Genomic DNA, 21,119 nt, shown 5'->3' with positions numbered 1-21,119 from the left:
CCCCTCAAATCAAGATTCATTTTAAGATTCATTTTTGTCATTTCATCAGCTTCTCCAGTTTCTTGTCCATGTCATCAATGAAATCCTGGGTCTTCTTCCTGTAACTATACATATAATATCCTATCATTGTCCCACTGACTATGAGTATTATCAGCCACCACCAGTTCATGGAAGCAAAAAAAGCCATTATCCCTGGTTTCTCTGCTTTGACCAAGCTGGTTATATCCATATTTTTCTTGGCCACCCTGTAGCCTTCCATCTTTGCATTGAGCAGGATATTGCCCTCTTCTGATGCAGTGAACTGAAGCTTACCTGATTCATCAGTGGTGTATTTTTCAGATCTTCCTGAATCGTATAATACCTGAATCTCGGCAAAAGCCAGAGGATTATCCTCCATATCAGTTATCAGGATGCTGATAAGCTCCCCGAGCTCTGCCCTGTTCGGCCCAACAATCTTCATATCCGGCAGTTCGCAAGCGCCGCAGTCCTTAGGACAATTCCTGCAATCCTCTCCATTCCCGCACAGATTATTACCACATTCCTCAATGTAACCTGATTTTGTAACATCATCTTCGTCTCTTGGGCAAGCCCCGCAATCAGCCGGACATCTCCTGCAGTCCTCACCTGTGACGCAGTTGCCGTCGCCGCATACTGGTATGTATCCTGCTTTCAATATAACCGGAGACCCTCCATCAGTCTGATTTCCATTTCCAGATGGTTTGCTCTCTGTGATTGTGATATTGAAACTGGAGCTGTTGGATGAATTGACATCAAGGACAGCGAATGATGCAGGGCTGAAGCTTAGCGGTCCGAATCCAGGATAATTGACTGATTCAAAGATGCCGAAGAACTCCCAGACAGACCCTATATTGCCGGTCGCATATGTCCTCCATGCGAATTCACATGATTCGCCATCCTTCAGATCATAGCAATTCACTGATGGATTTGTGCTTATCGTATAGAAAGGCACGCCTGAATCCATAGGTATCGCACCCTGGATGACACCTGTCTTCTTCTCTATCTGTCTTGATATTGATATACCCTGGGCATCTGCCGCTTCTACCTGGCAAGTGTAGTCACCCCATGAGTCGATGCGGAAGACCGGCGACCGGTACTCATTCTCGGTCAGAGCTGATCCCGGCTGGCTGTCAATAATAATAATACCCTCCGGTGAGGTTACAGTAAAATTGACAACAGATGCATTGCTGCTGAATTCTGCCAAGCAGAATACATCATATGTCAAGGAGAATTTGTCTGGGCTGAATGCAAGACTATCAATCCTGAATCCTAAATATTCGCCTGTGTGATAATTATTGCCATTCAATGCAGGCCAATCAGATGCTGAGCCATTGAGGTCAAATGAGCTCACAGCACCATACCTGTGGTATGCCACGACTTCCAGATCGCCATCATAATCCATATCTGCGAGGGCAGGGACCTGCATATAGTTGTCCCCCGAGCCAGATCCCCCTTCATCAGGAAGAAGAGCAAGTGAGAGCTCCTGGCCAGAGCCATTCAAGATGGTGAGATAATTGTCGCTCGTGACAAAAAATATATCCTGATCACCATCCCCATCGGCATCGCCGATGGAGAATCCGGTCTCCATCCATGTCCCTCCTGCATCATATTCCCAGAGCTTGACAATGCCTGTCCTGTTCTCATAGTTGATGAATCTCCAGTTGCAGCCTAACTGCTGTTCACATAAAACAGGGTCCAAGAAGGAATCGCATTGTATGGCATTCCCACTACATTCCTGATTACGGATTGGTATGGGTGCTGTAGTATTGACATCATCTCCTTCACCCGAACTGTTGCAGTTTTCAGTAGCATTATCTGACTTAATGATGATGCATGCCGTACACTCGCACCCCTCCTGGGATTCACAATATGAAGATTTACATACAGGCCCGCAGGAATAAATCAATGAACAAGGTGTGGCAAAACCTGAACAGCCTCCTGTCACAAACTCCCCTGGCTTATATTCAAATGCATAAACCGTCACAGCAGAATCATCACCGACCACAATATCAGGGTATTCATTCCCATTGAGGTTCCCGACAGCTATCTGGTTGTATCCGGAATAGACACCTTTCTTGTCAAGCAATGCCCCATTGGAGCCATTAAGGATGTAAAAATAACTGTTTCCTGATACAGCGACCTCTTCACTGCCATCAAGATCAAAATCACCAATAATAGCACTTGTGTACCAGAATTCTGAGATGCCTTGCGAATCAAACTGCCAGAGCTTTGAACCATCTGAATCATACGCAAAAACATACCTCCCTGATGCAACCACTATCTCAGGTTCATCATCAAGGTCAATGTCACCAAATGAGGCCATGGTCTCAAGATAATATACAAGAGAGCTCATGTTGCTGTCCATAACCATCTCATATTCTCCTGTGTAATTCATCACCTTTATCTCTGTGCCATATCCACTTGGTCCGCCGCCATCATTAGGAAGGAAGATCTCAAGATATGAATCCCCATCAATATCATAAAGGGATGGAGCCGAATAACCACCCCAGAAATCTTCATCATAAGCCAAGAGCTCTTCTGTACCATCCTCTGCATTCAGTATATAGATATACCCGCACCAGTCGTATGCTATAACCTCAATATCGCCGTCATTATCTATGTCACCTGCTACAGGAGTTGTCGCAATGCATCCCTGTTCCTGTGTGGAGTAATTCCATACTGATCTGCCATCTGCAGCATCCAGAGCAAATATTGTATCATAAGGGTCATCATAGATAGTGCCGAATACAAAGAATCGGCCGTTTATCTCTTCAACGACCAATGCTGAATCAGATACATGGCCCATGTCCGCTGATGTCCACTTCAGAGAGGGTGCATAGGAATTCACATGGAACGCTGCTGTGACAGGCCCATTTCCCTTATCCTGAGATGATCCCGCGCTCTGACCACGGATATTGGCAGAGTCATTCCTTGGATCCAGAGTGGCCCTTATATCACCGCATTCTCCTCCTTCGCAACGCACACCTATCCTGATATCCTCATAAGCATATTGTGCAATCTCGCTGTTGGATACAGGGTTGACAAGATATGGAACCAGTTCTCCAAATGGCACATACCATGTCTGGTTGAAACTGGCATTATAACCATAATCATCATAGCAGGCGGCAGAGGCGAACCAGTCGCCTGATTCCCTCACGATATAATCTGCGTTGTCATATTCATAATAACCGCCGAAATACGAGGTGAAGTTCGGTCCAAAGAATATTGTGTCAGCATCCTCTGCATTTGTCAGATTGAATTCCGCTTTTGTTATGCTCCCGAGATTCGACAGACACTGGATCCTCATCCTTGATATACCTGCATCCCAGACAGCATCGGAGCAGTCCTGCCAGGAACCGTCAATCTCGCATTCCATCCCGAGCGAGTCTATCCCGCAGATATCAGTGCAGCCAAGCGGCATCCCCTCATCTGCCCATAGATAGACATTGGAACAATGATTATTATTGCCTGAGTTGTTGAATGTCCATATCGTGTAACGCTCATAGATATCATAATCGCTGTTCATACAGGAGATGGTATCATTGATGACTGTGCCTGAGACATCTGTAAGGTATATCCCCATAGGATTACTGAAAATCTGACTGTCCAATATCCTGTTGTCGTTGCTCCACTCCAGCTCAATGCCCCTATATGCATTATCCCTGGCAACAGACCTGTCAATCGTATTATTATGCGAGTGTCGGATAACGATGCCATAATTATTGTCAGTGCAGTCAGCATTTATGTAATTGAAATCGCTCTCATATAAGTCGACACCATATACAATGTTCCGGGAGAAATCTGAACCTGATATGCTGTTATTGTCACTATGGGACACAGAAAGCCCGTCATCAGCATTGTCCGATCCGGTTATGCCTGAAAAATCATTCCCTGTCCCGCCGTAGATCATCAGACCATGATAATTATCAGATGAGTTGATATCTTCAAAGCTGCTCCAGCTGGTGTTGATGATAAACATGCCATTGTTTTTCATGGTATCAGAACCCAAGATGGTCACATTAGTAAGATCTGAGAAATCTGCCTTGCAAAGAATTATCTCTGATGCTATCATGTTCTGCAGACTGACAGATCCGTTGAAGAACAGGATATCCCTTCCGCCAGAGCCCACATTACCTGTGATATTGTTCCTGCATGCAGAAATCCCGTAGTCAATGTTGAAGTCATAAAGATGATTTTCCTGCATAAGATTCCCAGAGATTGTATTGTGTTCTCCTGCTGCCAGATAAATGCCGTTAAGGTTCCCTGTAAAAACTGAATCAGTTACAGAATTATTGTCACTGTTGACAATCACAAGGCCATGGTTTGTCACATTCACTGCCTCGAACATATCGATCACATTCCTGTCAGAATTGTCAAGCCTGAACCCATTAGAGGTGATCCCACTTGCTCTTGTGCCATTGATGACACTATCATTTGTGTGATATATGTATATGCCATACTGCAGATTGGTGGACTGGTTTTTCTGTATTGTCGAGTTGATGACACTTATGTTGCTGCTATATTGCAGAGCAATCCCCTGGCTATAATCCCTGAAGATGCAGTTCCTGATCGTTATGTTTCTCTTGTTCCATAAGCTAATCCCCAAACCATTTGCAGGATTCGATGATGAACTGAAAACAGAGCCATTACAGTCAAGCGCAACATTGTCAGATATGAGAAAAAGCCCGTTTGAATTCGAGTCAGCGATAGTGTAATTGTCGCGGCACAGCACAATGCTGAAATCAATCATGGTGTCATCGCCGGTCGGCGTGTAGCAGGGGGGCGAGTCATAATCCCCCATCATAGGCCCATAGTCGACGACATACTGGTTCACATCTCCGCCATTGGCCTGGCTGTAAGGATAATCCATACCATGATCGCCAAAGTTGTCAGAGTCCATATCCACGATATGAAGACCTTTCTGCCTGATATCGCCCCAATAATTTCCATGAGGGGTCGAGTTCCTGTAGAACCTGTTGTTGGCATTGCTGGCATAGGCCTGCTGGGTGTTGTTTATGAAACTATTATAATAAAATGTGAGGTTATCAGAATTAGTGACATAAACCCCATAATAATTGTCATATATTGTGTTGTTAGTGATATGGGAATCCTCAATGGAATCAAAATAGATACCCCTGTTGCTGTTGGATATGTTATTTTTATGAACTGAAAAATTTGTGCGCTGCCATATGCTCCCTCTCATGTAAATGCCGTAATTTGTGTTATCAGTGAGGTTATTGCCGGCTATGACTGAATTGTTCGAATAATAAATCCTGGCACCTTCTGCATTATCTGCAATAATATTATTGTGCAGCTGATGGCCATTTCCATAAAAAACATAAACACCATAATTGTTTGATATAGCTTCAGAGCTGTTTATTGTGTGATAATTACCGTTCAGATAAAACCCATTGTCTGAGTTGTTCACGGCAGTGCAGTTCAGATAAGAGTTGCCTGATCCGTACTCATCATAGAAACCAAAATAGTTATTGTCGGATGCCACATCCCTAAAAATAACATCCCTGCTGCGGACCACATAGACCAGGTTGTTCTGAATTGTATCTGAGCCCTTCACAGTGACATTTGATACAGTGGCATTATCGGCCCCGCACAATATCAATAAGGCAGAATCTGCATTGTTCAAGGCAGAATCATCATTGATATAAAATATCGGCCTGCCTGCGGAGCCTGTGTTATCATAGATATCATTCTGGCAATGCGTCCTGTTAGATGTCTGCAAAAAGAGGTCCAGCTGGGTGTTATCATAAATGGTATTGTCATTCACAGAATTATCTTTGGCATAATACAGATAGATACCCATGGGATTCATTGATATGTTATTTCCCATAATATGATTATAACCTGTACCATAAACCTCTATACCATAATTTGAATTATTGAAAATATAATTATGGCTGAATATGTTGTCGGGTGAATTTGTGTACATACCATAGCTATTCCTGGTTACATTGTTATAACTGATATTGTTATTGCTGGATACAGATGTCAAATAAATCGGGTATAGATTAGAGTATATGGAATTGTTCACGATATGATTCCCTGATGATGAGCTCAAATACTGCCCGTATGAAAATTGTCTTGTTATATTGTTGTTCAGCACGACATTGTTGTTCGAATACTGCAGATTTATACCATAAGTGTTCTGATAGATGTCATTTTCCTCTATTATGGTATCGTTTGAATGAGACAGATATATAGCCGAACTTGAATTGTAAATGCTTGTTCCTGCTATTGTGTTGTTCCTGCTGCGATATATGTAGTAGGAGGTCTTAGTCCTTGAGGGGTACCAAGATGCAGAGCCATGTATCATGTTGTGATCAGAATAAGCGGCATAAAGATTGTATTGATAATTATTATAAGTCGAAGAATCCAGGAAATCATTATCTGTGCTGTATTCCATATATATCCCATAGAAATTCCCATCAGAACGGATATACTCAATCTGTGCATGATCTGTCTGCCCTATGTAAAGGTAATTGTTCTGCAAGGTGTCTGAGCCAAGAATCGTCACATTCGAGATGTCCGCATAGTCAGCATTGCAGAGAATCAGCTCTGAAGCTACAGAATTAGACAGATGCACAGAAGAGTTGTAGAATAGAACAGGCCGGTTGCCAGAGCCTGTGATATTGTCAACAATGTTATTGCAGTGCTCTGGCAGGACTGTCCCGATGATCATGTCATACTCATTGTTTTCTGACAAAAAACCATCTGAAACCCTATTGCCTTTGCTGTTGCTGAGCCAAAGGCCATTTTTTGTGTTATTGTCAGATGAGAAACCGGAAAAGGAATTGTTGTCTGAATACTGAAGCATGATGCCAGTAATATATTTCTCTATTGAAAAATTGCTGAAAGTATTGTTCCATGACCAATAAGAGTTAATGCCATATGCAGATGACTTCCCTTTCACATGCACATCCTTTATGCTGTTTGAAGATGAATTATAAACATAAACGCCGCCCGCGCTCCAACCGCTAAGATTGTTCCCAAAAATATTATTGTTCCTGGACAGCCTCTCCATGCCGAATGCATAATATGATGTGTAGCCGCTGATTAAGAGGGTATTATTGAATACTGAAGAACCGGAAGCATTGTACATATAGATGCCTGAATTCACATCCTGCATATCATTTTGTGTGACGTTGTTGTCTTTCGAGAGCTGCAATCTTATACTGCCCGGCAAGGCACTTGACATGCTTAGATTTCTGAAATGATTGCCCACAATGACATTCTTATCTGATCCTGTATTCAAAATAATCCCAGAATAGCCGCTATAGCCTGAATCCCTGATATTATTGCCGGTTATCATATTATATGAAGATTTCCAAAGATTGATCCCATAAGGGTAGGAGCCATAATTCATGGTGATTGTGTTGTTTGTAATGTTGCCGTTATCGCTCAGAACATGGTATATCCCATACCGATTGCTTTCAAACACTGAATCCCTTATAGTCAGATTGTCGCTGTCATGGACCCTTATGCCGTTGTAATTGCCTGTTGATCTTATCCCCTGCACAACACTATTATCGGAATGTAACAGTGTCAAGCCATTATTGTTCTTTGCAGAATAGCCATCAATCGTGAGATTAGTGAGATTTGAACCTCCAGCACCGCAGAGGATTATCTGATAGAACTCCTGATCCTGCAGGCTTACCGGCGCGGAAAAATAATCCAGGGCGTGACCCCCGGAAATGGTTATGTTGGTGTAATCATTATCACAATTCGAGGGATTCTTCGATTCTATATAAACATCATAATAAGTGTTGTTCTGGACAGAGCTGTGGGAGAAATTGTTCAGAGAGCTCTCATTAATATGGATGCCATACTGGTTATTATTGATATTGTTATCCACAAATGTATTGTTGTCAGACCTGAAAACCCTCACACCCTTATTCGCATTGCCGGTTGCATTGTTGGAAGAGAAGATATTATGGTGCGAGGATGAGAGATAGAAACCCTGGCTGGTCACGCTGCCCCCTCTGTCAGCATGACTGTTTGAGATATTGTTCCCGTGGCTCAAGTAAAGACCGAATCCAAAGCTGGCGAAATTATCTGCGCTGGAGCCTGTTATCAGATTATCATTGCTGTACTGCAGATAGATCCCGTTAAGCGTACTGTCAGCCTTGATGCCAGAGAAAACAGCGTAATCAGTGAAGAATGCTGACAGCATATTCCTGCGATATCCTCCATTTATCGTGATATTTGTTATGTTAGAATTGTCCATATTGCACAGGATAAGCTGCGAATATTCCCCGTCCCTGAGCTCCAAAGACTGATCATGATAATACCTGATCGGAAGGCCGCTGAATCCTGTGTTGTCAAGGACAGTGTTGTTGCAGTGTGTGGCAGAACCCGCGGCAAAATTGAAATCCACATAACTATTGTCCCTGATTGTGTTGTTTATGAAGATGCTGTTGTAAGTCGAAGCTGAGTATAATCCATAAACGTTGTTATGCAATGTGTTATTGGTAATATTAAGACCTGTGCTTGAATAAGTGTAGATGGCATAATAATTGGTGTACATCTCAGAATCAACGATATTTATCCCTGATGATGATTCTGATGAGACCGCATAATAATACCTTGTGAAATCGCAGTCTATAAAAGTGATATTGGTCTTCCCACTCAGTCTAACCCCCCTTGTACGCCTGTTAGAGGCATAGCCATCCCCCTCAAAGACAGCGCCGTTGCAGTCTATCACGACATTGTCACCCGTTATGCTCAGGATACCATTAAGATCAGCATCCTTCACATAATAAGTGCCCGGGCAGAGAAGAGCGTCACTGCTGATGACAGTGTTGTCTGCCTCAACACGCAGGCATGGCTGCGGGGAGTAACCGTCGATAACCGGACCATAATCTGCAACAGAGCCCCTGACATTCCCGAAATTCTCCTGATTATATGGATAATGTGGCCCAGTATCCCCATAGCTGTCGGCATTGCTGTCTGTGATATTAAGATAACTGGTGAAGACATCGCTCCAGTAGTTCCCTTCAGGCGTGCCAGAATCATTGCTGTAGAAAATATTAGAAGCATGGTCTGACGATGCTTGTATGTGGTTATCTGAAAAATTATTGTGATAGACCCTGTTGTTCTGGGAGTTTGTCAAGAAAAGGCCATACTGGCTGCTACCGGAGAAGCTTGAATCGACAATGATATTATTGTTGCTGTAATCTGCAAACAGGCCATAGTAATTACCATGTGACCTGACATCCCTCAGTTCAGCATTGTCGGTATAAACAAGATAAATCCAGTTATTATCATGCAGACCAGAGCCATAAACAGTCACATTCGTGATGTTCGAGCCATCTGCATTGCACATTATCAGCTGGGAAACCTCAATATCTTCCAGGCTGGACTGCCCATTTAGGAACATGATCGGCCTATTTCCAGAGCCAGTGTTGTTTTGGATCACAGAATTGCATTCTGAGATACTATTTATATCCAACCCAAGATCCAACATCCTGTTGTCCATAAGCACATTGTGGGATAAGTTCTGGCTGGAAAAATAGGAAGAATATATGCCATACTGAGTATTATTATATGCACTGCAGCCGATTATCCTATTGCCTGAACGATCAAGGTAGAATCCTGTATCCTGTCGACCTTTAGTATCATAAGCAGCTGAGTTCTCGATTGTTGCTGAATAACTATAACTACTAAATCCGTACCGGTTATTGTCATAAGAAGAGGAGTTCAGGATCATGACGTTACTGCTGTATTCACTAATCATGAAACCATCATTGTTATTGTTATATGCTGCAGAGCCGGAGATGTTGAAATTTGAGGAACTATAAATATAAAATCCTGGATTTGTGTTATTCCTGGCAACTGAGCTTTCAATGCGGTTCCCGCTGCCTCCATAATAATAAAAACCATAACTATTGAAGTCTGAAAAAGTGTTATTCACGGAAATGCCTGAGCTTGTATAGCCATAAAAACCATATGTATAATCCCTGAACCCACAATTGCTGATATTTATATTGCTCTTAGTGTTTAGATAAATGCCTCTGCCAGTCCTGTTACCAACAAGAACAGAACCATTGCAGTCAAGAGTCACATTGTCGCTGAATGTAAAAATGCCTGTGTTATCAGGGTCATATATATTATATGTGCCAGTGCATAATGTGATGCTCCTGTTGATATGGAGCCCATATCTTGGAGAAAGTATGTTTGGGTCATATGGTGCGCAGTCAGTCACATCAGGATCCCCGTCGTCATCTGTGTCAATGGGCGAAAGGATGATTATCTGTCCAGTAATCGGCGGCAGTTCAGCCTCTTCATCTGCAACAGGCAATATTCCAAAACCACTATCATTGGAGGCATTTATATTGTCATCATCTGTCATATTACCATAATCAACTGTTGTATTACCATAATTGATTGTCACATTATCCTTATCGTTTGTAGTGTTATCAAGAAAGCCTGGATCATCCGGTGTCGGCACCGGAGGTTCATGGTTTTCAGGAATCAGAGCGGGATTGTCAGGCGATGTCTCATTGTCTGTGGGGATCCCAGAAGAATTCAGATTTGGGTCTGATAGATTCTCAACCGGGATCACGCCAAATTCAGCAGATGCCAATGCGGAAAGAAGGGCCAATGCTAGAAAAATGACTAGATATTGACTGAATTTGCCTGATTTGTACATTTGGACAGGCACTAATTTACTTATATATAAATATATTTATTTTATTATATTTTGGTTATATTTTTTACTTGATAAAATACTTATTATATATAAATACCTTTATAAAGGTGCCTTGATTGGGGATGTTTATGCCAGAAATAAGAAGCTTTGGAGTGTTATTCTCAACGCAGGATGCAGCATCCTTGAACATCCTTGCAAGACTCAAAGAGATGAAAGAGTGCATTGAGACTGATGAAGACAGGTTCGGGCACAGGGTATTCCATGTCAAAGGGATAGACAATGCAAGATTCTACACAACAGACACAAGACCAGTTTATTGCGAGAACTATGACGAGCAGATGCCAGAAGATATGATAATCTTTGCAACAAAGCACATGAGCGCATCCGGAATCAAAAGCCTTTCAGTGCACAGTCCCGGGAACTGGGGGAAAGGAGATCTCGGAGGAAGGGATAAGACATTGTGCATCGCGCCTGCAAGACATCTCAGGATGGCGCTCTTCAAGCTCAAGGAGCTCGCAAAGGAACTCCCTGTCGAAATCATACAGGAATGCACACATCATGGACCAGAAATCAAGAAACCTGTCATGTTCATAGAGATCGGCAGCTCAGAGGAAGACTGGGGGGATGAGCAGTGCGGGAAAGCGATAGCTGAGACAATCATCTACATAATATCAAATCCGGTGCCGGAATGCAAGGCAGCATTCGGGATAGGAGGCCTGCACCATACTCCCGTATTCACAGAGCTGATGCACAGGAGCGACTTTTGCTTCGGGCATGTATGTCCCAAATACAACCTGGAGAATCTTGACGAGGGCATGGTGCGCCAGGTCATAGACAAGACATCTGAAAAGGTGGACATGATATTCCTTGACTGGAAGGGCCTCAAGGACCAGAAAGACAGGATAATCCAGATGCTCGACTCAATGGGTCTGGAATATATGAAGACAAAAGAAATCCATAAGACAACAGAAACAAAATGAGATTCATGACAAAGAGGAGGATAAAGAACTGGCTGATTCTGATCTCTGTCCTCGTGCTAACACTGCTCCTCGCAGACAAATATCTCTGCTGCTATGACAAGATAAACATGAGATATGATTCAGGCATCATAAGCAACATGGTCTTCTCACCTGACTCACGCAGCATCGCTTTTGTGAGCGGGGCATACTATTACAGGCAGCCAAAGGGATTCGCACTTCTTCTGTATCCAAACTATATCAAGGAATGCGCCAATGAGGCCAATGTGTATTCATATGACCTGAAAACCAAGAAGCTTAGCACCATCTGGAGCTTCAAGCTGGACAAGAAAACCCACGCAACAGATTTCGTGCTTCAGGATTGGGTCAATGCCGGAGTGCTCATAAGCAAAGGTGATGAGTATCTCTATACAAGCGAGAGCGGCCCGAAGAAGACGCTGGAGCCAAACCTTGCAAGAATACGGGACAATGCAAGACAGTACAGGTATGAATACGAGCATGAAGGCAGAACCATACAGAGACTCGTCTCACCTGACAGGAAAGAATTTGTCGAGATGGACAGGGGCGAATATTATTACTATGAATCTGAGGCAGACCTCCCCATAAGACCGCTTGAGATCTACGAGCTGCCTGACAATGAGACAGAGCTCATGATGCTGATAGAAGACAATCCGGAGATACTGATACAGCAAGAGTTTGAGAATCTTAAGTTCATCCCAGAAAGGGAAGAGCTAATAATAGGCCTGAATCTGCCTGATATCAGCCAAATGAAAGAAAAATATGATCATGTGCTGTTCGGCCTGACCTGCTGACATCTGCTTCTAATATCCCATACCTCCAGGGGGCATCCCCGGCGGGGGGACCTCGCTCTTCCTGCTGCCGCTTGAAGCGATCACATCATCGATCCTCAATATCATTATAGCAACATCAGATGCACTGGATACAGCCTGGGTCTTGATCTTCAACGGCTCAATCACGCCTCTCTTCCAGGCATCCATGACCCTGCCGGTGAAGACATCGATGCCAGCCCACTTCTGCTTCTTATCATGGGCAGCCTTCATCTCAGTCAGGACATCAATAGGATCAAGCCCTGCATTCTCTGCCAAAGTCCTCGGGATGATCTCCATTGCATTGGCAAAGGCCTGCACAGCAAGCTGCTCCCTCCCTGACAACGAGGTGGCATATTCCCTCAGTGACTTCGCAAGCTCAATCTCAGGAGCGCCGGCGCCGCCGACAACCTTGCCATTTTTCAAGGCAGCAGCAATATCACCGATGGCATCCTCCATTGCGCGCTTGACCTCATCAACAACATGCTCTGTGCCCCCACGCACAAGAATAGTCACAGACTTCGGATTCTTGCATTCAGAGACAAAAGTCATCTCCTCGTCGCCGATCTTGTGCTCCTCGACCCTGCCAGACCTACCCAGATCATTCTTCCCCAAGTCATCAAGGTTTGTGACAATCTTGGCGCCAGTGGCCCTGGCTAGCTTCTCCATATCAGACTTCTTCACACGCCTGGCAGCATAGATGCCGGACTTCGCAAGGAAATGCTGGGCTATGTCATCTATACCCTTCTGACAGAACACCACATTGGCACCGCTGTCAACAATCCTATTGACCATGTTCCTCAGCATCTTCTCTTCCATATCAATGAAAGCCTGCATCTGACCAGGATCAGTTATCTGGATCTTGGCGTCTATCTCAGTATTCTTTATCTCGACCGCTGAGTCGATCAGAGCGATCCTTGCATCGACAACGACCGAGGGCATCCCTGAATGCACCTTCTCCTTGTCGAGCACAATACCCCTTATAAGAGAGGAAGATTCCACTGTATTCCCGATCTTCTTCTCTATCTTAATGTCATCCCGGTCAATCCTGATCCTATCCTCGGACTTCTCCATGACCTGCTTGATGGCCTGCACAGTGAGTTCAGAGAGCTTCTCCTTCGCAGACTCGGCGCCCTTGCCTGTCATGGCAGTCATGGCAATCTTCTTCAGCATGTCTGTATCCTTCTCAGTCACCTTCTCTGCAATCTGGTTTAGTATCTCCTGTGACCTCTCAGCGGCCAGCCTGTAACCTCTTGCAAGTACAGTCGGGTGGATATCCTGGTCGAGCAGGTCCTCAGCCTGCTTAAGGAGCTCGCCGGCAATGACCACAGCAGTCGTCGTACCGTCGCCGACCTCATCCTCCTGGGTCTTTGCCACCTCGACAATCATCTTGGCAGCGGGATGCTCAATCTGCATCTCCTCAAGAATCGTGACCCCATCATTCGTGACAACAACATCACCCAAAGAATCCACAAGCATCTTGTCCATGCCTTTCGGACCAAGAGTCGTGCGGACAGTCTCAGCCACAAGCTTAGCTGCCATGATGTTGTTCCGCTGGGCATTCCTTCCGGAACTCCTCTGAGTGCCTTCAGGCAAAATGAAAATAGGCTGCACTTCTTTTGTCATATAACTCACCTCATTGTTAAATTATCCATCGTTGTGATCATGCTAAGCAACATTGTTATCATGCTATGCAAAACGTTGTGATCATGCTATGCAATTGCCATATACTCATGCTGAACCACCAGCATATAGCAATAAGACCCACAATCAAACCCCCTAATCACCAACAAGAAATCCGAAATCAGGTATATTTAAATCTTTTGGGGCGGGGAAGTTCACTTTTTAAAGAGCTTCTTAAAGAAATCAATGATCCTCTGCAATAAGGATGGTCCAGAATCCTTCATTGGCTCAAATCTTGTCCCTGTGAGCGGCATATCTATCTGCTCAAAGCGATGCTTCGGAGCCTCCACCGGCTTAGGGGCAGGCGGGTGCTCCCAGTCATAAAGAGAATCTGAAAGGCCTTCAATCGAGGAGAGAAAAAGTTCACCTTTCTTCGAGAGTGTCGAGATCCTGCTGCCCAGATTATCAAGCTTCATATCAATCCTTGTCTCAAGCTCAGGCTCAGGGGCATACTGGACAGAAAGATAATCATAGAGGTCATCCATCATATGCTTGAACTTATGCGTCGATGCATCAAGGCCTGATTCGAGGATCCTAGATCCGAACTCTTCCTTATAATCCTTCAGCTGCTGATTGATATCCTGAACCTCTTTTGACTTTGTCCTTGCCTTCATCATGATATTACCCTACTCCCATATTTATATACTGTTTTATATATGTTTTGGGACTGATGGCTCCGGACTGCTGAAAGATCAGAATGAGTGAAATTAGTCAAAATTTATATAGCCCCTTATTGTCACCTTCTGCAATGCTCTTCCCAAAACAATTGGCTGATATGTCATTCGTATACACGCCCACCCCAGGCAGCTTTGCATCAGTCTGCAATCTCACAGGAGATACCAATCCAGTCCACAGGGAATGCGCATGCGCTCAAAAATACGGGTTAGAGGATGTCGTCATGCCCGGGATGCAGATGCTGACGCTTGCAGAGGTGGCTGTCAAGGCCATGTACCCAAGGATGGCCGGCCTTCATCTGACTTCTGTAACAATGAGAAACATGGCTCCGGCATATCCCTCAAGGGACCTGCAGTTCATCGTAGCAGAGACAGGCAACGACGGACTGGAATGCGAAATCGGAGTCGGCATATTCGATGATGCCACAAAAAAACAGAAAGCAGACTTCAGATTCACCTATTCTTCTGCAAACGGCGGAGTCAGACCAGAGGTCCCGCAAGAACTCCGTCATGTAACTGACCTGACCAGCGAATATCCAGTGCGCCTACTGGATGCATGCGAGCTCAACCAGGAACAGCTCGGAAAGCTGAAAGAGCGGACAGGATTCACAGAAGCAGACCTTGTGATGGGCACAGCAGCACTGCCATTCACATCAGGGTATCTCATGAAGAGGGCAGACCCTGAAGAGATGGACGGCAGGAAGATCGTCTACATGGGTTTCGGCGCCAAGATATTCCCCTTCGACTGGAGAGGGCGTGACATCGGGGTCTACTGCGTATCGGGCGCAGAGAGACGCAGGAAGAAAGGGACCGGCACCATAATCGTCTCACCAGTCACAATGAGCATAGGGGACAAGGTATTCGCTGAGGTCAAGACAACCCTGTTTGTCGAATAATCCCATAAACTATTTATTAATCCCATAAACTATTTATAATACAGAGCTGAATTCTTGGGTATGATAATAACTGTCAGCGGAACAGGCGGATCCGGAAAGAGCTCGGTGGCAAAAATTCTTGCATCCAAACTCGGATATGCGCATGCATCCATCGGGGACCTGCAGCGCGAGATCGCGCGCGAGAAGAGCATCTCGATACTGGAACTCGGAGAACTTGAGGCCAAAGACAGGAAAATAGACGCCCTGATCGATGAGAAGCAGTCAAGGCTCGGAGAGCGGGAAAATATCGTCATCGACACCTGGCTGGGGGCGCATTTCATACCACACGCATTCAAGGTGTTCATAGACGCAGACCTTGCAGTAAGAGTCGACAGACGGGTGAAACAGAAAAGAGAAGAGGAAAGCTTCGAGGATAAAAATGAAGCCATGAAAAGCCTGAAAGCCAGAGAAGAGATAAACAGGGAGCGCTGGATAAGGTATTATGGTTTTGATTATCTTGACAAGAGCAACTATGACCTTATCATCGACACGACACACAGGACAGCGGAAGAGGTCGCGAAGGCAATCCTGGACAAGATAGATGAGGCTGCTCCAAAAAGGAACTGGCCAAAAAGAAACCGCTGAACCCAGACATGATTCAGATATCCTTCCGATAATTCTTGTGTATCTCAAGCCTTGACTTATGCATTGTCCTTATGAGATCCATGCTCTTCATCCTGTTCAGCAGACCACTGAACTCATCCTGTGTCAGCTTTGTGTCATCTTCAGCATTTCTCCCGGCGACAAGCATATACCTGAATGCATCCCATTCTTCCGGGCACCCCCACCCATCATTGACCCCGTGAGGGTATACCTTCGGAGGCTGATCATTCGGCTGAGGCCTGACAGTCTCACTGTTCTGCAGGAAGAAAAGCACATTAAGCATCAACGGATCATGCCGGACCCCTGAAAAAAGATCCGGGTCAATGTCAGGATGGACATTATCCATGATATATCCATATGTGTAGAAAGGTTTTGACGGATCATCCAGCAATCTCATGATGTAATCCTCTATGTTCACGACATGTGTCACTGTATCCATGAGACCTGCTGCACAATCTGCCGCAGAAGTCCGGCCTATCCTGCCGAAATTCGAACGATACCTGATAAGGTCCTGATGGAAGGAATACAAGCCATCAACACGGACATCAATAGAATAAGCTTTCTTCTCTGCAGCATCCCATTCCTCCCGGGACATCACACTGCGGGAGCTTGCATGGTTCAGCTCCTTGCCCACAGCTGTGAGGGCTGATGACAGGCCATTCTTCAGAATAGATCTTGTGTATGGTGAATCTGAGCCAAGGACAAGCGCTTTCCTGAGATTCCTTTGGAGACCCATCAGGTAAGCAAAATATTCAGGCAATTCTATGGGTTCAGAAGCTGATCTCCCAGATTTTTTCGCAATAACCATGATACAAGGTTTAGGACAATAATATAAAAATCTAACTGATATTACTATTTTATAGTACTAAATCCTTCTTCTTTTTGCGTAAAATTTATAAATGGCAGCAAAAATCATTTAAAACAATCCCAATTCTGGTATCACGCAAAACACAATATCAGCTAAATAGGGGTAGAAAGATGATAAAAAAAGGAGACTTCATTGAGATAGAATATTCAGGATACCTGGATGAAGAGGCAGGAGACAGCATACTCTTCGACACAACCATCGAGAAGGATGCGAAGGAGAAAGGCATCCATGACGAGAAGATGAAATACGGTCCTGTCATCATATGCGTTGGAGAAGGCATGATGCTCCAGGGTCTCGAAGATGCGCTTGTCGGCAAGGATGTCGGCGAGCACCAGATCAAGCTAGATGCCGAGAACGCATTCGGCAAGAAGAGCGCAAAGCTCATCCAGCTCATATCGACGTCAAAATTCAAGAAGCAGAACATCAACCCTATGCCCGGCCTCGAGGTGAATATCGACGGCATGATGGGGACAGTCAAGACAGTGAGCGGCGGGAGGACGATAGTCGACTTCAACCATCCCCTATCCGGAAAGAATGTGAAATACCTTGTAAAGGTGCTCGGGAAGATAGATGACAAGGCAAAGCAGATCAGTTCTTACATAACTACACTGCTACGGGTCAAGGAAGAGTCGTTCGTTGTATCAGCCGACGGGAAAAATGCATCTGTCGAGTTCAAGAAAGGCATCCAGCTGCCGCATGAAGTGATAACAGAATTCGAAAAGAAGCTCAGAAACATCACTAACCTGGAAGTCAAAATCACCGCCAAGCAAGATCCGGAACAAGAGCAGAAACAAGAGAAGAAACTAGAGCAGAAGCAAGAGCAGAAACTAGAGCAGAAGCAAGAGAAGAAACGAGATCCGAGAGAAGAGCAGAAAGGGAAAGGCCTGAGCAACACTGAAGAGCCTGAAGGGCTGAAAGAATAGGTTTATATATAAGTTTATCATCAAAAAAGCCATCAAAATCACTGATCTTCAAATAGAGGTGGGCCAAAGTGGAAACAATCATCAAGAATGCCTCAGAGAGGCCGGTCGAATTCAGCAGACCGCACAATTCGGCAAACATGATCGATGCAGAGCTTGAGGAAGTGCTCTCCAAGCAGAGGGCCACAATAAAAGTGGTCGGATGCGGAGGAGGAGGCAACAACACAATCAACAGGATGACTGAGATAGGCATCTCCGGCGCTGAGACCGTCGCCATAAACACCGATGCCCAGGACCTGCTCTATACATCAGCTGACAAGAAACTGCTCATAGGCAAAGAGACCACAAGAGGCCTCGGAGCCGGATCAAACCCAAAAATAGGCGAAGAAGCGGCAAAAGAGAATGAGCATGACATCAAGTCCGCAATAGCAGGGGCGGACATGGTATTCATCACATGCGGCCTCGGCGGAGGCACAGGAACAGGCTCAGCGCCTGTGGTCGCAGAAGTGGCGAAGAAGCTCGGTTCACTAGTGGTGGGAATCGTGACAATGCCTTTCGCGATGGAAGGCGCAAGGCGATATGAGAATGCAGTGCTCGGGCTTGAGAAGATGGAGAGCCTCGTCGACACACTGATAGTCATACCAAACGACAAGCTGCTTGAGCTGGCCCCGGACCTCCCGCTGCATACTGCGTTCAAGGTGGCAGATGAGATACTCACAAATGCAGTCAAGGGGATAGCAGAGCTGGTCACAAAAGCAGGGCTGGTCAACCTGGATTTCGCGGACATCAGGGCCGTGATGGGCAACGGAGGGGTTGCGCTCATCGGCGTCGGCGAGAGCGATACAGAGAACAGGGCGATAGATGCTGTGGAGAAGGCGCTCAACAACCCGCTGCTTGATGTCGACATAACAGGTGCCAATGGTGCGCTCATCAATGTGGCAGGCGGACCTGACATGACGCTCGAGGAGGCCCGCAGGATCGTGGAGACCATATCAGAGAAGCTCGATGAGGATGCAAGGGTGATCTGGGGCGCCCAGATATCAGAGGACCTCTCGAATGTCATAAGGACACTGCTCATAATCACGGGTGTCAAGTCAAGCCAGATATTCGGGCAGAGGACCGTGCGCAGGAAATTCAAGAAAGACATCGAGAATGAACTCGGGATAGAATTTGTGGATTAGTCAATACAGATCAGGTGAAGACAATGGCAGAATTTTGGTTCAAGACAAAGACATATCTCGCAGAGTGCTGGCGAGTGCTCAAAGTGACGAAGAAGCCGACAATGCTCGAATTCAAGACGATAGTCAAGGTATCGGGCCTCGGCATCATCATAATCGGACTTCTCGGTTTCATAATAACCATGATAAAGTCCACATTGTTCGGAGGATAAAATGGAAGCAGAGCAAGCAGAACAGAAAGCTGACACCCATCTTTATGCCTTGAGGACCACAGCGAACAGGGAAGACCAGGTCCTTGATTTCGTATCGACAAATGCCGAGAAGAAAGGGCTGAACGTATTCTCGCTCGTCAGGCCCCACGGGATGAGGGGGTATGTGTTCGTGGAGGCTGCGACAAGGCAGGATGCAGAGCAGGCCACCACAGGAATCCCTTATGCCCGAGGTATCCTCCCAAAAGAGATCGACTACAAGGAGATCGAGCACATGCTTGAGCAGGTCAAGGTGCAGATGAATGTCAAGCAGAATGATATCGCAGAGATCATCTCAGGCCCGTTCAAGAGAGAGAAATGCAAGGTCACCCGTATCAACCGGCAGAAGGAAGAGGTTGTTGTCGAGCTTCTTGAGGCAGCAGTACCCATCCCTATCACTGTCAAGATGGATGCCATCAAGGTCATCAGAAGGGATGATGAGACAGGGGAAGAGGAATAATCTTTTTCTATCCCCTTTATTGATGAAATGTCGTTATGGGTGACTGGCCGCAATATGATCCTCTTATCCATACTCATTTTTCTGATCCATGTCTGTTCCCGGGGTCCATGCCTGATCAGTTGCAGATATCATGAATCTTTTTTACAAAAATATACCATCAATATTGAAATTAAATCACTAGAACATATATAAAAAGTGTGAAAAGTTGCAAAGTCACGCTCTACGCTGATTCTCCTGACAGAGCCTTGATATACAAAACAAATATAAATAGTTCCTAGTTTCTGCGTAAATCATGGCTAAGGATACAGTGGAAGCATTGATCGAAGGCGGAAAAGCGACAGCTGCGCCTCCATTAGGGCCAGCATTAGGCCCAATGGGACTCAATATAGGCCAGGTCATAGCTGACATAAACAAGAAGACAGCAGGCTTCAAAGGCATGCAGGTGCCTGTCAAGATAATAATCGACAAGAGCACAAAAGAATACACGATCACAGTAGGCACCCCGCCTGCATCAGCGCTCATCCTGAAAGAAGCCCACCTTGAGAAGGGATCAGGGAACCCGACTGAATTCGTGGCAGACGTAAGGATTGAGAACATCATCAAGGTCGCAAAGATGAAGGAAGACGCCCTCCTCGGGAAAGATCTCAAGCAGAAAATCAAGGAGATCATGGGTACATGCGATTCCATGGGTGTCATGATTGAAGGAAAGAGGGCCCGCGAGGCAATCAAGGATGTGGATGCCGGCAGGTTCGACAAGGAGATCAAGGAAGAGAAGACAGAGCTCTCAGCAGAAGAGGTCCAACAGATGGAAGATGAGAGGAAGAAACTCGAGGAAGAAATCAAGCATAAGAGAGCAGAGTTCGAAGCGACGGCAAAATCAATAATCTCATCAATGGAAGGCAAATCCAAGTCTGAGATCAGGAGCAAACTGAAAGAGGCAAAGATCCCGCTGACAATAATCAATGAGCTGGCGCCTGAAGAGAAGAAGGCAGCGGAAGGGGATGCCAAACCTGCAGCAGCCCCGAAGAAATAGTCAATCAACCATTCTATCTACTGTCCCGC

The 21,119-nt window shown here is 45.3% G+C and carries 13 protein-coding genes; 9 read left to right on the top strand and 4 right to left on the bottom strand.

All coding sequences use genetic code 11. The features are described from left to right. Positions 1 to 37: 37 nt before the first annotated feature. Positions 38 to 10,684, bottom strand: a complete 10,647-nt coding sequence (locus JW968_01565; GenBank protein MBN1385645.1) for a right-handed parallel beta-helix repeat-containing protein — start codon at positions 10,682 to 10,684, stop codon at positions 38 to 40. Between the two features lie 128 nt (positions 10,685 to 10,812). Here JW968_01565 and JW968_01560 point away from each other — a divergent pair, with 128 nt between their 5' ends. Together JW968_01560 and JW968_01555 are read left to right on the top strand one after the other, a co-directional pair. Next, positions 10,813 to 11,664 carry a hypothetical protein gene (locus JW968_01560; protein ID MBN1385644.1) on the top strand — a complete coding sequence of 284 codons (852 nt, stop codon included), beginning with the start codon at positions 10,813 to 10,815 and terminating at the stop codon, positions 11,662 to 11,664. Then, positions 11,661 to 12,473, top strand: a complete 813-nt coding sequence (locus tag JW968_01555; protein ID MBN1385643.1) for a hypothetical protein — start codon at positions 11,661 to 11,663, stop codon at positions 12,471 to 12,473. Before JW968_01560 ends, JW968_01555 begins: the two co-directional genes overlap by 4 nt. Before the next feature lie 9 nt (positions 12,474 to 12,482). Here the strand turns inward: JW968_01555 and JW968_01550 are convergent, their stop codons facing one another. Together JW968_01550 and JW968_01545 are read right to left on the bottom strand one after the other, a co-directional pair. Further along, complete coding sequence (locus tag JW968_01550; protein MBN1385642.1) at positions 12,483 to 14,114, bottom strand: TCP-1/cpn60 chaperonin family protein; 1,632 nt, start codon at positions 14,112 to 14,114, stop codon at positions 12,483 to 12,485. Positions 14,115 to 14,326: 212 nt separating this feature from the next. After that, positions 14,327 to 14,788: a hypothetical protein gene (locus tag JW968_01545; protein ID MBN1385641.1), complete on the bottom strand. Its 462-nt coding sequence runs from the start codon at positions 14,786 to 14,788 to the stop codon at positions 14,327 to 14,329. A gap of 131 nt (positions 14,789 to 14,919) precedes the next feature. Here JW968_01545 and JW968_01540 point away from each other — a divergent pair, with 131 nt between their 5' ends. Beyond that, positions 14,920 to 15,741 carry a hypothetical protein gene (locus JW968_01540; GenBank protein MBN1385640.1) on the top strand — a complete coding sequence of 274 codons (822 nt, stop codon included), beginning with the start codon at positions 14,920 to 14,922 and terminating at the stop codon, positions 15,739 to 15,741. A gap of 60 nt (positions 15,742 to 15,801) precedes the next feature. Continuing rightward, positions 15,802 to 16,365: a (d)CMP kinase gene (locus JW968_01535; GenBank protein MBN1385639.1), complete on the top strand. Its 564-nt coding sequence runs from the start codon at positions 15,802 to 15,804 to the stop codon at positions 16,363 to 16,365. Between the two features lie 13 nt (positions 16,366 to 16,378). Here JW968_01535 and JW968_01530 read toward each other — a convergent pair whose 3' ends face one another. Further along, positions 16,379 to 17,191: a hypothetical protein gene (locus tag JW968_01530; GenBank protein ID MBN1385638.1), complete on the bottom strand. Its 813-nt coding sequence runs from the start codon at positions 17,189 to 17,191 to the stop codon at positions 16,379 to 16,381. A 170-nt stretch (positions 17,192 to 17,361) separates the two neighbouring features. Between JW968_01530 and JW968_01525 the strand changes: the two genes are divergently transcribed. From JW968_01525 to JW968_01505, 5 genes are all read left to right on the top strand, one after another. Further along, the gene (locus JW968_01525) at positions 17,362 to 18,174 is read left to right on the top strand and encodes an FKBP-type peptidyl-prolyl cis-trans isomerase (GenBank protein ID MBN1385637.1); all 813 of its coding nucleotides are present in this window, start codon (positions 17,362 to 17,364) and stop codon (positions 18,172 to 18,174) included. Positions 18,175 to 18,311: 137 nt separating this feature from the next. Further along, positions 18,312 to 19,352 (top strand): cell division protein FtsZ, encoded by a 1,041-nt coding sequence (ftsZ, locus tag JW968_01520; protein MBN1385636.1) that lies wholly within the window; start codon positions 18,312 to 18,314, stop codon positions 19,350 to 19,352. A 23-nt stretch (positions 19,353 to 19,375) separates the two neighbouring features. After that, on the top strand, positions 19,376 to 19,561 hold the full coding sequence (locus tag JW968_01515) for a protein translocase SEC61 complex subunit gamma (GenBank protein MBN1385635.1): 186 nt from the start codon (positions 19,376 to 19,378) through the stop codon (positions 19,559 to 19,561). Between the two features lies 1 nt (position 19,562). Beyond that, the gene (locus tag JW968_01510; GenBank protein MBN1385634.1) at positions 19,563 to 20,057 is read left to right on the top strand and encodes a transcription elongation factor Spt5; all 495 of its coding nucleotides are present in this window, start codon (positions 19,563 to 19,565) and stop codon (positions 20,055 to 20,057) included. A gap of 292 nt (positions 20,058 to 20,349) precedes the next feature. Further along, complete coding sequence (locus JW968_01505) at positions 20,350 to 21,090, top strand: 50S ribosomal protein L11 (GenBank protein MBN1385633.1); 741 nt, start codon at positions 20,350 to 20,352, stop codon at positions 21,088 to 21,090. Positions 21,091 to 21,119 lie beyond the last annotated feature (29 nt).

The organism is Candidatus Woesearchaeota archaeon, from assembly GCA_016928155.1.
Lineage (GTDB): Archaea > Nanobdellota > Nanobdellia > Woesearchaeales > JAFGLG01 > JAFGLG01.
Note: the sequence above shows the minus strand (reverse complement) of the source record. Positions and strands in the feature narration are given on the sequence as shown.

Bases quoted from the DNA above. Each gene is read 5' to 3' on its own strand.
- JW968_01565 (MBN1385645.1), bottom strand. From the start codon at position 10,684: ATGTACAAATCAGGCAAATTCAGTCAATATCTAGTCATTTTTCTAGCA.
- JW968_01560 (MBN1385644.1), top strand. From the start codon at position 10,813: ATGCCAGAAATAAGAAGCTTTGGAGTGTTATTCTCAACGCAGGATGCA.
- JW968_01555 (MBN1385643.1), top strand. From the start codon at position 11,661: ATGAGATTCATGACAAAGAGGAGGATAAAGAACTGGCTGATTCTGATC.
- JW968_01550 (MBN1385642.1), bottom strand. From the start codon at position 14,114: ATGACAAAAGAAGTGCAGCCTATTTTCATTTTGCCTGAAGGCACTCAG.
- JW968_01545 (MBN1385641.1), bottom strand. From the start codon at position 14,788: ATGATGAAGGCAAGGACAAAGTCAAAAGAGGTTCAGGATATCAATCAG.
- JW968_01540 (MBN1385640.1), top strand. From the start codon at position 14,920: ATGCTCTTCCCAAAACAATTGGCTGATATGTCATTCGTATACACGCCC.
- JW968_01535 (MBN1385639.1), top strand. From the start codon at position 15,802: ATGATAATAACTGTCAGCGGAACAGGCGGATCCGGAAAGAGCTCGGTG.
- JW968_01530 (MBN1385638.1), bottom strand. From the start codon at position 17,191: ATGGTTATTGCGAAAAAATCTGGGAGATCAGCTTCTGAACCCATAGAA.
- JW968_01525 (MBN1385637.1), top strand. From the start codon at position 17,362: ATGATAAAAAAAGGAGACTTCATTGAGATAGAATATTCAGGATACCTG.
- ftsZ (MBN1385636.1), top strand. From the start codon at position 18,312: ATGATCGATGCAGAGCTTGAGGAAGTGCTCTCCAAGCAGAGGGCCACA.
- JW968_01515 (MBN1385635.1), top strand. From the start codon at position 19,376: ATGGCAGAATTTTGGTTCAAGACAAAGACATATCTCGCAGAGTGCTGG.
- JW968_01510 (MBN1385634.1), top strand. From the start codon at position 19,563: ATGGAAGCAGAGCAAGCAGAACAGAAAGCTGACACCCATCTTTATGCC.
- JW968_01505 (MBN1385633.1), top strand. From the start codon at position 20,350: ATGGCTAAGGATACAGTGGAAGCATTGATCGAAGGCGGAAAAGCGACA.